Genomic DNA, 15,967 nt, shown 5'->3' with positions numbered 1-15,967 from the left:
GCCGGTTTCCGGCAGGTCGCCATGCGTTCGTCAGCCGGCGGCGAAGGGCACGGCCACGAAGATCTGCGCGTCGCCGCGATCGATCAGCAAAAGCACCGACTTCTTGCCGGACTTGCCCGCCTCGGCGATCGCCTGGTTGGCCTGCCGGGCCGTCTTCACCGGCATCTGGTCGACGCCGACGATGACGTCGCCGGGCTGGATGCCGGCTACCGAAGCCGCCTTGTCCGGATTGACCCGCTCGACCACGGCGCCGCGCTGGTTGCCCGCCAGATTGAGCTGGTCGCGGATGTCGGGCGTGAGGTCGGTCAGGCCGAGGCCGAGCGACGGGACGCGCAGGTTCTGCCCGACCGACGGACTGCCGCCTTCATTGCCGTTCGACGCGGTCTTCTGATCGTCGCTGTTGCGGCCGACATCGGCCGAAATCTGCATCGCCTTGCCCTTGCGCCAGACATCGAGCGTTTCCTTGGCGCCCGGCGACACATCGGCGACGGCGCGCGACAGATCCTTCGGATCCTTGACCTCCTGGCCGGCGAAGCCGGTGATGACATCGCCGGTCTCAATGCCCGCCTTGGCGGCAGGCGAGCCTTGCGTGACCGCCGAGACCAGTGCGCCGCCCGGATGGTCGAGGCCGATGGCGCTGGCGACATCCTGGGTGACCGGCTGGATCTGCACGCCGAGATAGCCGTATTCGATGTCGCCGCCCTTCATCAGCTTGGCGACGACCTTCTCAGCCTGGTCCGACGGGATGGCAAAGCCGACGCCGACGCTGCCGCCATTGGGCGAATAGATCGCCGTGTTGATGCCGATGACATTGCCGTTGACGTCGACCAGCGGGCCGCCGGAATTGCCGTGATTGATCGGCGCGTCGATCTGGATGAAGTCGTCGAACGGTCCGCTATGCAGGTCGCGGCCGCGCGCCGAAACGATGCCGGCGGTAACCGTGGTGCCGATGCCGAACGGGTTGCCGATCGCCAATACCTGGTCGCCGGTCATCAGCTTGTCGGAATCGCCCCATTTGACGGTCGGAAGAGGCTTGTCGGCCTTGATCTGGAGCACCGCCAGATCGTTCTTGGCGTCGTGGCCGACGAGCTTGGCGGGAAGCTCGGTACCGTCGTCGAGGGTCACCTTGATCGAGCTCGCGCCGTCGACGACATGGTTGTTGGTGACGATCGTGCCGTCCGCGCCGACGATGAAGCCGGAGCCAAGCGCCTCGGCGCGCTGCCCCTGCTGCTGCGGCGGCGCCTTCGGCATCGGCATGCCCTGATCACCGAAGAACTGCTGGAAGAACTGGTCGAAAGGCGCATTGCCGCCGAGCGGCGAGCCCTCGTCCTGTGGCTGTGCCTTCATGACCGAAGTGATGGTGACGACGGCCGGCTTGGTGACGGCGATGACCGGCGCGAAGGAGCCGTTCGGAGCGGTGATGCCGGCGACCGGCGTCTGCGTCGTCGCGGCCACGGTACTGAGGCCGGCATTGCTCTGGGCGAAGGAGACGATGACGGGCGAAATGATCAGCGCGGCGCCCAACAGGGCGGCGACGCGATGTCTGCGAAGAATGCTTGAGGGTGACATGGTCGTTCTGTCCGGGCGAGCGTTGATCCGGCGTCGCGGGCGCTCCCACGGGATCGTCCGTCGACGTGCCGATGACCGGATTTGCCTGTCTCGCCGTGCATGGCAGCCGGCCGTCTCGACAGACACGCATCTAGGACGCCTAGTTGCCATAATTAGGGTTTTGAGGCGACCTTACGAAGATTTAATTCAGAGGGCGCTTACGAACCGCTCCCGGCGGCGCAGGTAGGACGAGGCCATTTCGCGCATGCGGGCGGCATCGAAGCTCGGTCCGTGGCCGCCATGGCCGAGGCGGATCGGCAGGTCGAGCAGGCGCTGCATGGTGCGGCAATAGGCCGTGCGGTCCGAATCCGGCAGGTCGTCGATCAGCATGCCGTCATAGATGGCGTCGCCGGCGAAGAAGACGCCGTCGGCCTCGTCGAAAAGCGCGATCGAGTCCGGCGAATGTCCGGGCAGATGCAGCACGCGGAACTTCCTGTCGCCGAGATCGACGATATCGCCCTCGTCGAGCGCACGGGTCAGCGGGGCGGGAGGAATGCGATAGTCAGCCGCCGTCCAATCCGGCGCCGGCAGCTTCGAGACGGCACCGTCGAGATTGTGGAACATATACGCGTAGGTGGCAGCGTCATCCATGTCGTCGAACCGCGCAGCGCTCATCTTCGGCCCCATGCGAAGCGGGAACTCATGCAGCGAGCCGACATGGTCGAGATGGATATGGGTGGCGACGACGATGAGCGGCTTGCCGGCCGGCGTGTCGATCTCGGGTGCCAGCGGGCGAATGCCCATACCGGTATCGACCAGCAGATCGGCGTCACGGCCCTTGAGATGCCAGATATTGGCGCGCACGAAATCATGCACGAAGGGTTCGGTCAGCATCGTGGTCACGGCATCGACTTTTGCCTTGCCGAACCAGTCGCCAACCTCAAGCTCGGGCATCGGGCCGCCGCCCATCAGACGAACGGCTTCCCGACCTTGTACTTTTCCGGCACCAGCCGCTTGAGATAGGCCATGCCGGCGTCCGAAAGCTGGTTGACGTCCGGCTGCATGAAATCGTCGGGCATGTGACGCGTCTTGCCGGCCACCGCCTTCAGCGGCACCTTCTTCAGCACGGTCTTCGACCCGTCATACTGGATCGCGACCGAGCCGCCGCCTTCGCCGGCGACGGCAACCGCGAAGGCGCCGGCGTCGAAGGCTTCCTTGGCGTCGACGGCGCTGATCGCGCCGACATAGCCGCGCGGCATGTAGCCCAGCGCGTCGACCCGCGCGCGCTTGCCCGGCAGGCCTTCGGCCAGAGCGCGTTCGAGCGCCGCAGGCAGGTCGCTGCCCGACAGTTTGACGTTGCCGTGCTGGTCGCGCTCGAGCTTGTCCGGCGGCACCAGGCTTTCGACCAGCGCCTTGCCGTCGGCGGTGCTGACGCCTTCCGAGACGGCGACGATGCAGCGCTTGTGGCGATCCAGCTTCTCGCGCACTTCATCGATGAAGCGCTTTGCCGAGAAGGCGCGCTCCGGCACGTAGACCAGATGCGGGCCGCTGTCGGGATCGAGCTGCCAGGCGGCAGCGGCTGCGGTGAGGAAGCCGGCGTGACGGCCCATGACGATGCCGACATAGATGCCGGGCAGCGCGCGGAAATCGAGATCGACCGACAGGAACGCGCCGGCGACGAACTCGGCCGCCGAGATGAAGCCCGGCGTGTGGTCGTTCTCCTCGAGGTCGTTGTCGATGGTTTTTGGCGCGTGCACGAAGGCGATCGAGCCACCGGCGGCATCGGTCAGGATCTGCTGCGTGCCCGACGTGTCGTTGCCGCCGATATAGATGAAGGCGTCGGCGCCTGCCTTCTTCAGGCCGCTGAGGATGACCTCGCAATAGGCGGCGTCCGGCTTGTCTCGGGTCGAGCCGAGGGCGGCGCTCGGCGTGCCGGCGATCAGCCGCAGCTGGTCCTCGGGGATGGCGGAGAGGTCGACATAATTGCCGTCGCGGATGCCGCGCACGCCGTGGATCGAGCCCAGCACCCTGGCGCCGGGATGACGCTTGCGGATTTCCAGCGTGGCGCCCACGACCGTCTGGTTGATGACCGCGGTCGGGCCGCCGCCCTGTGCGATGACGAAAGTTCCGGCCATGTTTTCTACTCCCGAGGCGAAGGTTTTCAGGGCACCTTCGCCTGTCTTGCCGCATCGCGCAACGGGGGAGTGGGAAGCATGATCCCGAAAAGTGGAAACCGGTTTTCGGAACGGATCATGCTCAAGCTAGAACAGAGGGCGGCCGGTCGGCCGCCCCGAAAAGATCAGACCACGACGACCGGGTTCTTCTTGGAAACGCGGCTGTAGAGATCGATGATGTCCTGGTTGATCAGGCGCACGCAGCCCGACGACATCGCCTGGCCGATGCTCCACCATTCGGGCGAACCGTGGATGCGGTAGCCGGTGTCCTTGCCGTTCTGGTAGATGTAGAGCGCGCGCGCCCCGAGCGGGTTGGTGAGGCCGCCGGGTTGGCCGCCCTGCCATTTCACCAGCTCCGGCTTGCGCTGGATCATCTCCGGCGGCGGCGTCCACACCGGCCATTCCTTGCCGTACTGGATGTTGGCGCGGCCGGACCAGCGGAAGCCGTCCTTGCCGATGCCGACGCCGTAGCGGATGGCGTCGCCGCCCGGCTGGACGAGATAGAGCATGCGCTCCTGCAAGTGGACGACGATGGTGCCGGGCGCCTCGCCGGTCTTGTCGACGACGATCTGGCGGCGGAACTGCGGCTTGACCTTCTGCCACGGCACCTCCGGCACCTGGAAACCGCCATCGGCGAGCGAGGCGTACATGACGTCGGGGCCGGTGATGTTCTTGTCGACGCTGATCGCCGGGCGCATGGGCGGCACGGAACCGGTGACGGTGTTGTCGAGCTGCATTTGCGGCAGGTCGAGCGTGTCGGTGGTGCTGCAGCCGGCCAGGCCGAGCAGCGCCATGGCGCCAGCGCCGGAAAGCACGGCGCGGCGGGAAAGCTGAATTTCAGTATCGATTGCGGCGCCGCTCGAAGGCGGCGTCAGACTTTGCGGCAACTCGCGCATGCACCAAACCCTACGCTGCCGGCGGGAAGCACGGTCCGGCCGGATCGCAGGCATTTTCGCCACTCATGGTTGAAAAAGGGTGAAAGACCAGAAGCCGGGCTTAACCCTAACGAACCGTTGCGGCGACCGATGGGCCTTCGGCACGGGCGCCGAAGATTTGTCCAACGGCCCCTTTACATTCCCGGCGACCCCAGGATTTATCCTTTTCTTTGCGCTCAAGGAGCAGGGAAATGTCCTTCGAAAACTGGGCCGCCTTCGCCGCCGCCTCGTCCATACTTCTCGTCATTCCAGGCCCGACGATCCTGCTGGTCGTCTCCTACGCGCTGGGGCAAGGCTGGCGCACCGCGCTGCCTATGGCGGTGGGCGTGGCGCTGGGCGACTTCACCGCCATGACGCTGTCGATGCTCGGCATCGGCGCGCTGCTCGCGGCTTCGGCCACGGTGTTCACCGTGCTCAAGGCGGTCGGCGCCGGCTATCTCATCTATCTCGGCATAAAACTGTTCCGCGCCGGCGGCGCGCTGAAGGCCGAGCCGCGCACCGACGCGGTCTCGGCGGCAAGGATGATGGCGCATGCCTGGCTGGTGACGGCGCTCAACCCGAAGAGCATCACCTTCTTCGTCGCCTTCCTGCCGCAGTTCCTCGACCGGCACGCCGACTTCTGGACGCAGATGCTGATCTTCGAGACGACCTTCCTGACCTTGGCTTTCGCCAACGCCTTCGGCTACGCGCTGATCGCATCCAGGGCCCGCGCGATCGTGCGCAACCCGAAGGCGATCCGCATCTTCAACCGCACCGGCGGCACCCTGCTGGTCGGCGCCGGCGTCGCCACGGTGGCGATGCGCTCCAGCAGCTAGGCCTAGGGCAAAAGCGAGGCAGATCACATCTGCGCGGTTGGCGGGTTGGTGCGGGTTGCTCTAGGATCGGATCCCGAAAATCGTCGATAACGAGGACGTAATGATGAAGGACGCATTCGGGCTGGCTCACTCGGGCGCGACCGAAGCCGGGTTTTCGTCCTATGCCCGCGCCGTGCATGAGCTGCAGTGCTTCGTCGGCGACCCGGTCGCTACAATCGACCGCGCCATCGCCGACGATCCCGGCTTCGTGATGGCGCATGTGTTCAAAGGCTATCTGTTCGGCCTTGCCACGGAGCGGGAGGCGATGGCCATCGTGCGATCTTGTCATGCAGCGGCGCGGCCGCTTGCCGGCACCACGCGCGAACAGGCACATGTCGCGGCGCTCGGCCATCTCGCCAATGGCCGCTGGCATGAGGCCTCGCGCATCCTCGAGGACATCGCGATCGACACTCCGCACGACGCGCTGGCGCTGCAGGTGGGGCATCAGATCGACTTCTTCACCGGCAATGCGCGCATGCTGCGCGACCGCATCGGCCGGGCGCTGCCGGCCTGGCAAAAAGCCATGCCGGGCTACCACGCCATTCTCGGCATGCAGGCCTTCGGGCTGGAGGAGATGGGCGATTATGCCCGTGCCGAATCCTTCGGCCGGCAGGCTGTGGAGATCGAACCGCGCGATGGCTGGGCGCAGCATGCGGTCGCGCATGTCATGGAGATGCAAAGCCGACAACGAGACGGCATTGCCTGGATGCGCGCCAATCCGGAGGCATGGACGAAGGACAGCTTCCTCCAGATCCACAATTGGTGGCACCTGGCGCTGTTCCATTACGATCTCGGCGAAACCGACGAGGTGCTCAAGCTCTATGACGGGCCGATCTATGGCGACCGCTCGACATTGGCACTCAACATGGTCGATGCCTCGGCGATCCTGTGGCGCCTCACTCTGGGCGGCGTCGATGTCGGCGACCGCTGGGCGGCGCTCGCCGCCAACTGGATCCCGAAAGCCGCCGCCGGCAATTACGCCTTCAACGACGCGCATGCGATGATGGCCTTTGTCGGCGCCGGACTGGAGGCGCCGGCCAAGACGCTGCTTGAGGCGCAGCGCGAAGCGATGCGCGGCAGCGACGACAACGCCGCCTTCACGCGCGATGTCGGACATCCGCTGACGCTTGCGATCAAGGCCTTCGGCGAAGGCAATCACGACGAGACAGTGCGCCTGATCCGGCCGATCCGCTCGATCGCGCATCGTTTCGGGGGCAGCCATGCGCAGCGCGACGTGATCGACCTGACGCTGATCGAGGCCGCTCTGCGCGCCGGCGATACGGCGCTCGCGCGGGCGTTGACGGCCGAGCGACAGCTGGCGCGGCCGGAAAGCCCGCTGTCGGCGCTGTTCATGCGGCGCGCCGCCGATTTGTCAGAGAATTGACCCGGGACGGATCTTGCCCTAAAAACTGGCCAAGCCAGATTTTTTCGAGATCCGAAAAAATTAACGGCATTGGGAGGAAATCATGTATCTCGGTCTCGACCTGGGCACATCGGGCGTCAAGGCGCTGCTGATCGACGACGGCCAGAAGGTCATCGGCTCCGGCCACGGATCGCTCGATGTCTCGCGGCCGCATCCGGGCTGGTCGGAACAGGATACGGCGCATTGGATCGAGGCCTGCGAGGCGGCGATTGCCGAACTCAAGGCTTCGCATCCGAAAGAGCTGGCCGCGGTCAAGGGCATCGGCCTTTCCGGCCAGATGCATGGCGCCACCCTGCTCGATGCATCGGACAAGGTGCTGCGCCCCTGCATCCTGTGGAACGACACCCGCAGCCATGTCGAGGCGGCCGCACTCGATGCCGATCCGCGCTTCCGCAAGCTCACCGGCAACATCGTTTTCCCGGGCTTCACCGCGCCGAAGCTTGCCTGGGTGAAGGAACACGAAGCCAAGATCTTCGCCGCTGTCGCCAAGGTGCTGCTGCCCAAGGATTATCTGCGGCTCTGGCTGACTGGCGAGCATGTATCCGAAATGTCGGATTCGGCCGGCACCTCGTGGCTCGATGTCGGCAAGCGCCGCTGGTCGGCCGAATTGCTGGCGGCGACGTCGCTCGACGAAAAGCACATGCCCTCGCTGGTCGAAGGCACCGCCAAGGCCGGCGCCTTGCGCGGCGAACTGGCCGCAAAATGGGGCGTCGCGGCCGGCATTCCGGTTGCCGGCGGCGCCGGCGACAACGCGGCCTCGGCCTGCGGCATGGGCACGGTCGGCGCCGGCCACGCTTTCGTGTCGCTCGGCACGTCGGGCGTGTTGTTTGCGGCGAACGCCTCCTATCTGCCGAACCCGGAAAGCGCGGTGCACACTTTCTGCCATGCGCTGCCCAACACATGGCACCAGATGGGCGTCATCCTGTCGGCCACCGATTCGCTCAACTGGCTGTCGGAGATCACCGGAAAGAGCGCGGGCGACCTGACGCGTGAACTCGGCGATGCGCTGAAGGCGCCCACGGGCGTCACCTTCCTGCCCTATCTTTCGGGCGAGCGCACGCCGCACAATGATTCCGCCATCCGCGGCTCCTTCACCGGGCTCGCGCATGAATCGAGCCGCGCGGTGCTGACGCAGGCGGTGCTCGAAGGCGTCGCCTTCGCTTTCCGCGACAGTCTCGAGGCCCTGAAGAAGGCCGGCACGGAGCTGACCCGGGTGACCGCGATCGGCGGCGGCTCGCGCTCGCGCTATTGGCTGAAGGCGATCGCCACCGCACTGCAGGTGCCGGTCGACATTCCCGCCGATGGCGATTTCGGCGCCGCCTTCGGCGCGGCACGGCTGGGGTTGATCGCCGCGACAGGCGCTGATCCGTTGGCCGTGTGCACAGCGCCGGCAACGGATGCGACGATCGAGCCGGATGCTGGGCTTGGTGGGGCTTATGCTGATGCCTATCAGCGCTATCGCGCGCTCTATCCGGCGATCCGGGCTGTAACCGCGTGAGCAGGCGCGAGGCACCTAGTAGTTGCATGGGTAGGCGCGAGGCACCCCCCTCTGCCCTGCCGGGCATCTCCCCCGCAAGGGGGGAGATCAGCAGCTTCAGCGCCACTGCACTTTTTTCAACGCTTGCGATTGGCGAAGGCCTGCGTGACAGCCAATCTCCCCCCTTGCGGGGGAGATGGCCGGCAGGCCAGAGGGGGGTGCCTCGCACCGTCCCTCCGAAATTAGCCTCACTGCGCCGGCACCTTATCCAAGAACCCGGTGACGCTCTTCAGGCGGCCATCCTCGATGACGCCGATATCCGTTCCCTCGATGACGGGTTCCGCGCCCTCCGGTCCCAGATTCCACGAGAAACGGATGCGGTCGGCGAAACCGTCCGGCTCGCCTTTCAGAGAGAAGCGGAAGCCGGCAAAGCGCTGCTGCACGCCGTCGATCAGTGCCGCGACGCCAGCATGGCCGTCGCCCCGCATGACCGGGTCGCGATAGCTGACATCCTTGGTGAAGGCCGCGTCGAGCAGCGCCTTGCGGCGGGCCGCATCGCTCTCGTTCCAGGCGGCGATGTAGTTCCGGGCGATCGTGTTGAGGTCGGTCATGGTCATCATCCTTCATTGGATCGTTTCGACATGACGCTTTTCGCGCCCCGCGGACGCCAAACCAATTACGCCTGAGGTAATCGGGCGAAACCATCTCGGAGAGGAAGGAAACCATGAGCAGCGGATTTTTCGGCGACATCAAGACAATCAAATATGAAGGGCCGGATTCGACCAATCCGCTGGCCTATCGCTATTACAACCCCGATGAGGTGGTGGCCGGCAAGCGGCTGGAGGACCATCTGCGCTTCGCCGTCGCGTATTGGCATTCTTTCGCATGGCCGGGCGGCGACCCCTTTGGCGGCCAGACCTTCGACCGCCCTTGGTTCGCCAAGCCGGGCGGCGTCGACACGATGGAACTGGCCAAGCTCAAGGCCGACGTCGCCTTCGAGATGTTCTCGCTGCTCGGCGCGCCCTATTTCTGCTTCCATGACGCCGACGTGCGCCCGGAAGGCAAGGATTTTTCGGAGAGCGCCGCCCGCCTCGACGAGATCACCGACTATTTTGCCGGCAAGATGAAAGAGACCGGCGTCAAGCTGCTCTGGGGCACGGCGAACCTCTTCTCCAACCGCCGCTTCATGTCGGGTGCCGCCACCAATCCCGATCCGGACGTATTCGCCTATGCGGCCGCGACGGTGAAGAGCTGCATCGACGTCACCAAGAAGCTCAAGGGCGAGAATTATGTGCTGTGGGGCGGGCGCGAGGGCTACGAGACGCTGCTCAACACCGACCTTGCCCGCGAGCAGGAGCAGGCCGGACGCTTCCTCAACCTCGTCGTCGACTACAAGCACAAGATCGGCTTCAAGGGCACGATCCTGATCGAGCCGAAGCCGCAGGAGCCGACCAAGCACCAGTATGATTACGACGTCGCCACGGTGTACGGCTTCCTCAAACGCTTCGGGCTGGAGAAGGAAGTAAAGCTCAACATCGAGCAGGGCCACGCGATCCTCGCCGGCCATTCCTTCGAGCATGAGCTGGCCCTGGCCAATGCGCTTGGCATCTTCGGCTCGATCGACATGAACCGCAACGACTACCAGTCGGGGTGGGACACCGACCAGTTCCCCAACAACGTGCCGGAAATGGCTTTGGCCTATTACCAGGTGCTGCAGGGTGGCGGCTTCAAGACCGGCGGCACCAATTTCGACGCCAAGCTCAGGCGTCAGTCGCTCGACCCGGATGATCTCCTGATCGGCCATATCGGCGGCATGGATGCTTGCGCGCGCGGCCTGAAGGCCGCAGCCAGGATGGTCGAGGACAAGGCGCTGTCCGGTCCGCTCGCGGAACGCTATGCCGGCTGGAACACCGCCGAAGGCAAAGCGATGCTGTCCGGCAAGCGCACGCTGGAAGAGATCGCCGAACGCGTGGTGAAGAAGAAGATCGAGCCGCAGCCGCGCTCCGGTCGCCAGGAACTGCTGGAGAACATCGTCAACCGCTACGTCTGATCGCTCAGGCGGGATGCCGACCGTATAGCATTCGCGCGGGGCAGAACTTCACGACAAGGTTTTGCCCCGAGCCGCCCCTTAATCGCCCCGCTCTTGCCTTCAAACAGCCGTCACGGAACTCGTATAAACGTGGCTCCTGTGGCGGGTGAAGAAGAAGGAGGCGAACCGATATGCAGCATGAACGCGAAATCGACGCCCTGCTCTCGTCCGGCGAAACCGGATCGATCATCGACCGGCTGATGGCATTGCCTCGGCCTACGAACGACGTGAAGACCGAATGGGATCGCGCCGTCAGCAACCGCTTCGAAATCCGTCTTGCGAGACAGATGCGCTCGCAGATGGACAGCGCCAGCGACCGGCAGACCGCCGCTTGAGCGACCGGCAGACCGCCGCATAGCGAGCGGAAGCGGCAAGCCGCCGCCTTAGCGAGCGGAAGGCCGCCTCCTTAGCCCTACCCTCGGCGAAGCCTGACCGGCGCCTCGCCGAACGCTCTCGAAAATGCCCTGGAAAATGCCGCGGCGGACGAAAAGCCTGTACGCCCGGCGATATCGGCCATGGCAATGCGCGTGTCGACGACGAGGCGGCGGGCGGCGCTGAGGCGCAGCCTCAGATAATAAGCGCCCGGCGTCTCGCCGATCGATTTGCGAAAAATGCTTTCCAGCGTTCTTGCCGTCACGCCGGCGCGCCTGGCCACGGCGTCGATGGTGAGCGGCTGGTCGACATGCGCTTCCATAAGGCGGATCGCCTGGGCAAGCCGCGGGTCGTAGCCGTCGAGCCGGCCGAGCGAGACCAGCGGCTGCGCGTCGGTCGCGGCGCGGGCTTGGTCGTAGATGAAGACGCTCGCCACATCGAGCGCGGCGGCCATGCCGAGCCGGGTGCGGACCAGATGCAGCATCAGGTCGAAGGTCGGCGAGGCGCCGCCCGAGGTGAAGACCGGCCCGTCGATGACATAGCGGTCCGGCCGCACGTCGACGCCGGGAAAGGCGGTCGAAAACTCCTCCATGTCCTCCCAATGCGTGGTGGCGCTGCGGCCCTCGAGCAGGCCGGCGCGCGCCACCAGCCAGGTGCCGGCCTCGACGCCGCCGCAGGCGCGGGCCGCCCGCGCCGCCCTGCGCAGGCCGGCAAGCAATGCCGAGGTGGCGTAATTCTGGGTCCCGAAGCCGGCGACGACGACCAGCATGTCGGTCAGCTCGGCCGCGTCGAAGCGGCCGCTGACGGCAACCGGCAGGCCGCAAGTGGTCACCGGCGCCTCGCCGGTGACCGAGACCAGCTTGAAATCGAACAGCGTCTCGCCCGAGATGCGGTTGGCGGCGCGCAACGGATCGACCGCCGAGGCGACGCACATGATCGATGAGCCCGAGAACACCAGGAACATCACCTTGAGTGGCTCGCGTTCGGATCGAAAGATGGTCGGTTTTTCGCTTTTGATCATGAGACCTTCGTAAAACGCAAAACAGTTTCCGGCAAGTCGGGCATTCTTGATGAATTCCTGTGCATGCCGTGCCATTGTCGGCTCCCGCTTCTGGGTGGCATGCATGGCCGATCGAATCTGGGAGGATCAAGATGCCGCTTGCGATGAACCGCGAGGTCTTCATTACCTGTGCCGTGACCGGTTCCGGCGGCACGCAGGACCGCAGCCCGCACGTGCCGCGCTCGCCCAAGCAGATCGCCGATTCGGCGATCGACGCGGCCAAGGCAGGTGCTGCGATCGTCCATTGCCATGTGCGCGACCCCGAGACCGGCAAGCCCAGGCGCGACGTGCATCTCTACCGCGAGGTGACGGAGCGCATCCGCGAGGCCAATGTCGACGTGGTGCTGAACCTGACCGCCGGCATGGGCGGCGACATGGTGTTCGGCTCGCCGGAAGCGCCGCTGCCGCTCAACGAGAAGGGCACCGACATGGGCGGCGCCACCAACCGCATGGAACATGTGCGTCAGTGCCTGCCGGAGATCTGCACGCTGGACTGCGGCACGATGAATTTCGCCGAGGCCGACTACGTCATGACCAACACGCCCGGCATGCTGCGCGCCATGGGCGGCATGATGACGGCGCTGGGCGTGAAGCCGGAGATCGAGGCTTTCGATACCGGGCATCTGTGGTTCGCCAAGCAACTGGTCGAGGAAAAGGTCCTCAACCCGGATGCGCTGGTGCAGCTCTGCATGGGCGTGCCGTGGGGCGCGCCCGACGACCTCAACACCTTCATGGCGATGGTCAACAACGTGCCCTCGACCTGGAACTGGTCGGCCTTCTCGATCGGCCGCAACCAGATGGCCTATGCGGCGGCGGCGGTGCTCGCCGGCGGCAATGTCCGCGTCGGTCTGGAAGACAATCTGTGGCTCGACAAGGGCGTTCTGGCGACCAACGCACAGCTTGTCGAACGCGCGGCGAGCATCGTCACCAATCTCGGCGCGCGCGTGCTCGGGCCTGAGGAAGTGCGCAAGAAGCTCAACCTCACCAAGCGGGCGCCGATCGCTGCTGCAGCGTAAACGGGGGCGCGCCATGGCTACCGTCAAATTCACCGCGATGAAGGACGGCGACAAGGAAGACTACGAATTCCTGACCGCCCATGAGATCGACTATGCCGCCAAGACCGGCGACCGGCTGCTCGACGCGCTGGTGCAACTCGACGAAGGGCTTTCCGGCTACAAGATCACCCGGCTCGGCCATTCGCTGCAGGCCGCGACGCGGGCCTGGCACGATGGCGCGGACACCGACTGGATCGTCTGCGCTCTGCTGCACGACATCGGCGACATCTACGCGCCCTACAATCACGACGAATATGCGGCCGCAATCCTGAAGCCCTTCGTGCGCGAGCAATGCACCTGGGTGGTAGAAAAGCACGGCGATTTCCAGCGGCTCTATTACGCGCATCATCTGGGTGGCAACCGGCACGCACGCGACCGATTCGCCGGCCACCTCTATTTCGACGACTGCGACCGGTTCTGCGAGCGCTGGGACCAGTCGAGCTTCGACCCCGACTACGAGACGCTGCCGGTCGAGTTCTTCCGGCCCTTCGTGCTCGAAGTCTTCGCCCGCAAGGCCTACGATCCGGCGGTGATCCGCGCCGGCGAGCGTGTGGCCCTCACCGATCCCGATACAGCCAAGACGAGAACCGGAGCCTGACAAGCATGAGCATCATCAACAAGGCGGCCGCCATTGGCGGCGGTGTCATCGGCGCCGGCTGGGTGGCGCGGCTGCTCTTGAACGGCATCGACGTGTCGATCTTCGACCCCGATCCGGAAGCGTCGCGCAAGGTGGGCGAAGTGATGAAGGGCGCGCGCCGCGCATACAAGCAGATGCTGCCCGGCGGCCTGCCCAAGGAAGGCAAGCTCACCTTCGCCAAGACCATCGCCGAGGCGGTGGCCGATGCCGACTTCATCCAGGAAAGCGTGCCGGAGCGGCTCGATCTCAAGCACAAGGTGCTGGCCGAGATCGACGCGCATGCGCCGGCCAACGCCATCATCGGCTCGTCGACCTCCGGCATCAAGCCGACCGACATGCAGGTGGCGATGAAGAAGCACCCGGAGCGGCTGGTGGTCGGCCATCCGTTCAACCCGGTCTATCTGTTGCCGCTGGTCGAGATCGTCGGCGGCGAGCAGACCTTTCCGGAGGCGATCGAGGTCGCCAAGGAGCTCTACGCCTCGATCGGCATGAAGCCGGTGGTGGTGCGCAAGGAGATCGAGGCCTTTGTCGGCGACCGCCTGCTTGAAGCCGCCTGGCGCGAGGCGCTTTGGCTGGTCAAGGACGGCATCTGCACCGTCGAGGAACTCGACGACATCATGCGCTATTCCTTCGGCCTGCGCTGGGCGCAGATGGGCATGTTCCAGGTATACCGGGTCGCCGGCGGCGAGGCCGGCATGCGCCACTTCATGGCGCAGTTCGGACCTTGCCTGAAATGGCCGTGGACCAAGCTGATGGACGTGCCGGAGTTCAACGACGAGCTGGTCGAGCTGATCGCCACGCAGTCGGACGAGCAGGCGCATGGCCTGTCGATCCGCGAGCTGGAGAAGATCCGCGACGACAATCTGGTCGCGATCATGGAAGCGCTGTCGAAACAGAACAAGGGCAAGGGTTGGGGCGCCGGCGCGCTGCACAAGGATTATACAAAGCAGCTTGCCAAGCTGGCGGCGAAGAAGACCCCAGCCGGGGCCATCGCAAAGGCCAAGGCGACAAAGCCGGCGAAGAAAGCCGCGAAGCCGGCAAAGGCTGAAAAGCCGACAAAAGCCGGGAAGCCCGCAAAGGCCAATAAGGCTAAGAAGAACAAGAAGAAGGGCTGAGGCGATGCATTTCGGTCTTTCGGAAGAACAGAAGCTTATCGTCGAGACAACGCGGGCCTTCGTCGAGAACGAGCTTTATCCGCATGAGCGCGAGGTGGAGCGCACCGGCGTGCTGCGCCGCGAGCTGATCGACGAATTGAAGGCCAAGGCGATCGGGGCCGGGCTCTATGCCGCCAACATGCCGGCCGATGTCGGCGGCGCCGGCTTGGACACGGTAAGCTGGCTGCTCTACGAGAAGGAACTCGGCCGCGCCAACTACGCGCTGCACTGGACCTGCGTGGCGCGGCCCTCCAACATCCTGCTCGCCGGCACGCCGGAGCAGCGCGAGAAATACCTCTTCCCCTGCATTCGCGGCGAGAAATGGGACTGCCTGGCGATGACCGAGCCGGGCGCCGGCTCCGACCTGCGCGGCATGAAGGCGACCGCGGTGCAGGACGGCTCGGACTGGGTGCTCAACGGCACCAAGCATTTCATCTCGCATGCCGACATCGCCGACTTCGCCATCGTCTTCATGGCCTCGGGCGAAGAGGACTCGCCGCGCGGCAAGCGCAAGAAGATCACCGCCTTCTTCGTCGACAAGGGCACCAAGGGTTTTTCGGTGCGCGACGGCTATCGTAACGTCTCGCATCGCGGCTACACCAATTCGATCCTCGAATTCGACGATTGCCGGCTGCCGGCTTCCCAGGTGCTCGGCGAGGTGCACAAGGGTTTCGACGTTGCGAATTCGTGGCTCGGCGCGACGCGCCTGCAGGTCGGCGCGACCTGCCTTGGCCGCGCCGAGCGCGCGCTGTCGCACGCCATCGAATATGCCGCGCAGCGCCAGCAGTTCGGCCAGCAGATCGGCAAGTTCCAGGGCGTCTCCTTCAAGCTCGCCGACATGGCGACGGAATTGAAGGCCGCCGATTTGATGGTCTTCGAAGCCGGCTGGAAGTACGATCAGGGCACTGTCACCGACCAGGACATGGCGATGGCCAAGCTGAAGGCCACCGAGATGCTGGCCTTCGTCGCCGACGAAGCCATCCAGATCCATGGCGGCATGGGTCTGATGGACGACCTGCCGCTGGAGCGCATCTGGCGCGATGCCCGCGTCGAGCGCATCTGGGAAGGCACGTCGGAGATTCAGCGACATATTATTTCGCGGGCGCTGCTGCGTCCGTTCGGAGCTTAGAGCATGATTACCCCAAACCGGGACCGGTTTTGGGGAAAGATCGTGCTCAAACGAAAAGAT

Annotated in this window: 15 protein-coding genes; 9 read left to right on the top strand and 6 right to left on the bottom strand. The window is 65.2% G+C overall.

Features of this window, described 5'->3' with window-relative positions:
• Positions 1-30: 30 nt before the first annotated feature.
• The 4 genes from FJW10_RS10505 to FJW10_RS10490 form a co-directional block, all read right to left on the bottom strand.
• Positions 31-1,569 (bottom strand): DegQ family serine endoprotease, encoded by a 1,539-nt coding sequence (locus tag FJW10_RS10505; RefSeq protein ID WP_140900049.1) that lies wholly within the window; start codon positions 1,567-1,569, stop codon positions 31-33.
• 186 nt (positions 1,570-1,755) lie between these two features.
• Positions 1,756-2,502: an MBL fold metallo-hydrolase gene (locus FJW10_RS10500; RefSeq protein WP_140900048.1), complete on the bottom strand. Its 747-nt coding sequence runs from the start codon at positions 2,500-2,502 to the stop codon at positions 1,756-1,758.
• A gap of 14 nt (positions 2,503-2,516) precedes the next feature.
• The gene (locus FJW10_RS10495) at positions 2,517-3,683 is read right to left on the bottom strand and encodes a diphosphate--fructose-6-phosphate 1-phosphotransferase (RefSeq protein WP_140900047.1); all 1,167 of its coding nucleotides are present in this window, start codon (positions 3,681-3,683) and stop codon (positions 2,517-2,519) included.
• A 164-nt stretch (positions 3,684-3,847) separates the two neighbouring features.
• Positions 3,848-4,516 carry a L,D-transpeptidase gene (locus FJW10_RS10490; RefSeq protein ID WP_246674219.1) on the bottom strand — a complete coding sequence of 223 codons (669 nt, stop codon included), beginning with the start codon at positions 4,514-4,516 and terminating at the stop codon, positions 3,848-3,850.
• Positions 4,517-4,848: 332 nt separating this feature from the next.
• Here FJW10_RS10490 and FJW10_RS10485 point away from each other — a divergent pair, with 332 nt between their 5' ends.
• The 3 genes from FJW10_RS10485 (at position 4,849) to xylB (ending at position 8,432) form a co-directional block, all read left to right on the top strand.
• Positions 4,849-5,472, top strand: a complete 624-nt coding sequence (locus FJW10_RS10485; protein WP_140900045.1) for a LysE family translocator — start codon at positions 4,849-4,851, stop codon at positions 5,470-5,472.
• Positions 5,473-5,575: 103 nt separating this feature from the next.
• The gene (locus FJW10_RS10480; RefSeq protein WP_181177499.1) at positions 5,576-6,895 is read left to right on the top strand and encodes a tetratricopeptide repeat protein; all 1,320 of its coding nucleotides are present in this window, start codon (positions 5,576-5,578) and stop codon (positions 6,893-6,895) included.
• A gap of 82 nt (positions 6,896-6,977) precedes the next feature.
• Positions 6,978-8,432: a xylulokinase gene (gene xylB / locus FJW10_RS10475; protein WP_140900043.1), complete on the top strand. Its 1,455-nt coding sequence runs from the start codon at positions 6,978-6,980 to the stop codon at positions 8,430-8,432.
• A 227-nt stretch (positions 8,433-8,659) separates the two neighbouring features.
• Here xylB and FJW10_RS10465 read toward each other — a convergent pair whose 3' ends face one another.
• Positions 8,660-9,022: a nuclear transport factor 2 family protein gene (locus FJW10_RS10465; protein WP_140831952.1), complete on the bottom strand. Its 363-nt coding sequence runs from the start codon at positions 9,020-9,022 to the stop codon at positions 8,660-8,662.
• Positions 9,023-9,135: 113 nt separating this feature from the next.
• Between FJW10_RS10465 and xylA the strand changes: the two genes are divergently transcribed.
• On the top strand, positions 9,136-10,461 hold the full coding sequence (gene xylA / locus FJW10_RS10460; protein WP_140900042.1) for a xylose isomerase: 1,326 nt from the start codon (positions 9,136-9,138) through the stop codon (positions 10,459-10,461).
• Positions 10,462-10,631: 170 nt separating this feature from the next.
• A complete protein-coding gene (locus FJW10_RS10455) occupies positions 10,632-10,835 on the top strand; it encodes a hypothetical protein (protein ID WP_140702175.1) in 204 nt (67 codons plus the stop codon).
• A gap of 77 nt (positions 10,836-10,912) precedes the next feature.
• Here the strand turns inward: FJW10_RS10455 and FJW10_RS10450 are convergent, their stop codons facing one another.
• Positions 10,913-11,893 carry a GlxA family transcriptional regulator gene (locus FJW10_RS10450; RefSeq protein WP_140900041.1) on the bottom strand — a complete coding sequence of 327 codons (981 nt, stop codon included), beginning with the start codon at positions 11,891-11,893 and terminating at the stop codon, positions 10,913-10,915.
• A 131-nt stretch (positions 11,894-12,024) separates the two neighbouring features.
• On the opposite strand from FJW10_RS10450, the gene FJW10_RS10445 reads away from it, so the two are divergent.
• The 4 genes from FJW10_RS10445 to FJW10_RS10430 are packed head-to-tail and all read left to right on the top strand — an operon-like array spanning position 12,025 to position 15,907.
• Complete coding sequence (locus FJW10_RS10445) at positions 12,025-12,948, top strand: 3-keto-5-aminohexanoate cleavage protein (protein ID WP_140900040.1); 924 nt, start codon at positions 12,025-12,027, stop codon at positions 12,946-12,948.
• A 13-nt stretch (positions 12,949-12,961) separates the two neighbouring features.
• Positions 12,962-13,585, top strand: a complete 624-nt coding sequence (locus tag FJW10_RS10440; RefSeq protein ID WP_140900039.1) for an HD domain-containing protein — start codon at positions 12,962-12,964, stop codon at positions 13,583-13,585.
• Positions 13,586-13,590: 5 nt separating this feature from the next.
• Entirely contained in the window at positions 13,591-14,739 is a 1,149-nt protein-coding gene (locus tag FJW10_RS10435; protein WP_246674200.1) for a carnitine 3-dehydrogenase, read from the top strand.
• A 4-nt stretch (positions 14,740-14,743) separates the two neighbouring features.
• Positions 14,744-15,907 carry an acyl-CoA dehydrogenase gene (locus FJW10_RS10430; protein WP_140702167.1) on the top strand — a complete coding sequence of 388 codons (1,164 nt, stop codon included), beginning with the start codon at positions 14,744-14,746 and terminating at the stop codon, positions 15,905-15,907.
• The last annotated feature ends 60 nt before the right edge of the window (positions 15,908-15,967 follow it).

The sequence above is a fragment of the Mesorhizobium sp. B4-1-1 genome, from assembly GCF_006439375.1.
Lineage (GTDB): Bacteria > Pseudomonadota > Alphaproteobacteria > Rhizobiales > Rhizobiaceae > Mesorhizobium.
This window is presented reverse-complemented; position numbering and strand designations above follow the sequence as displayed.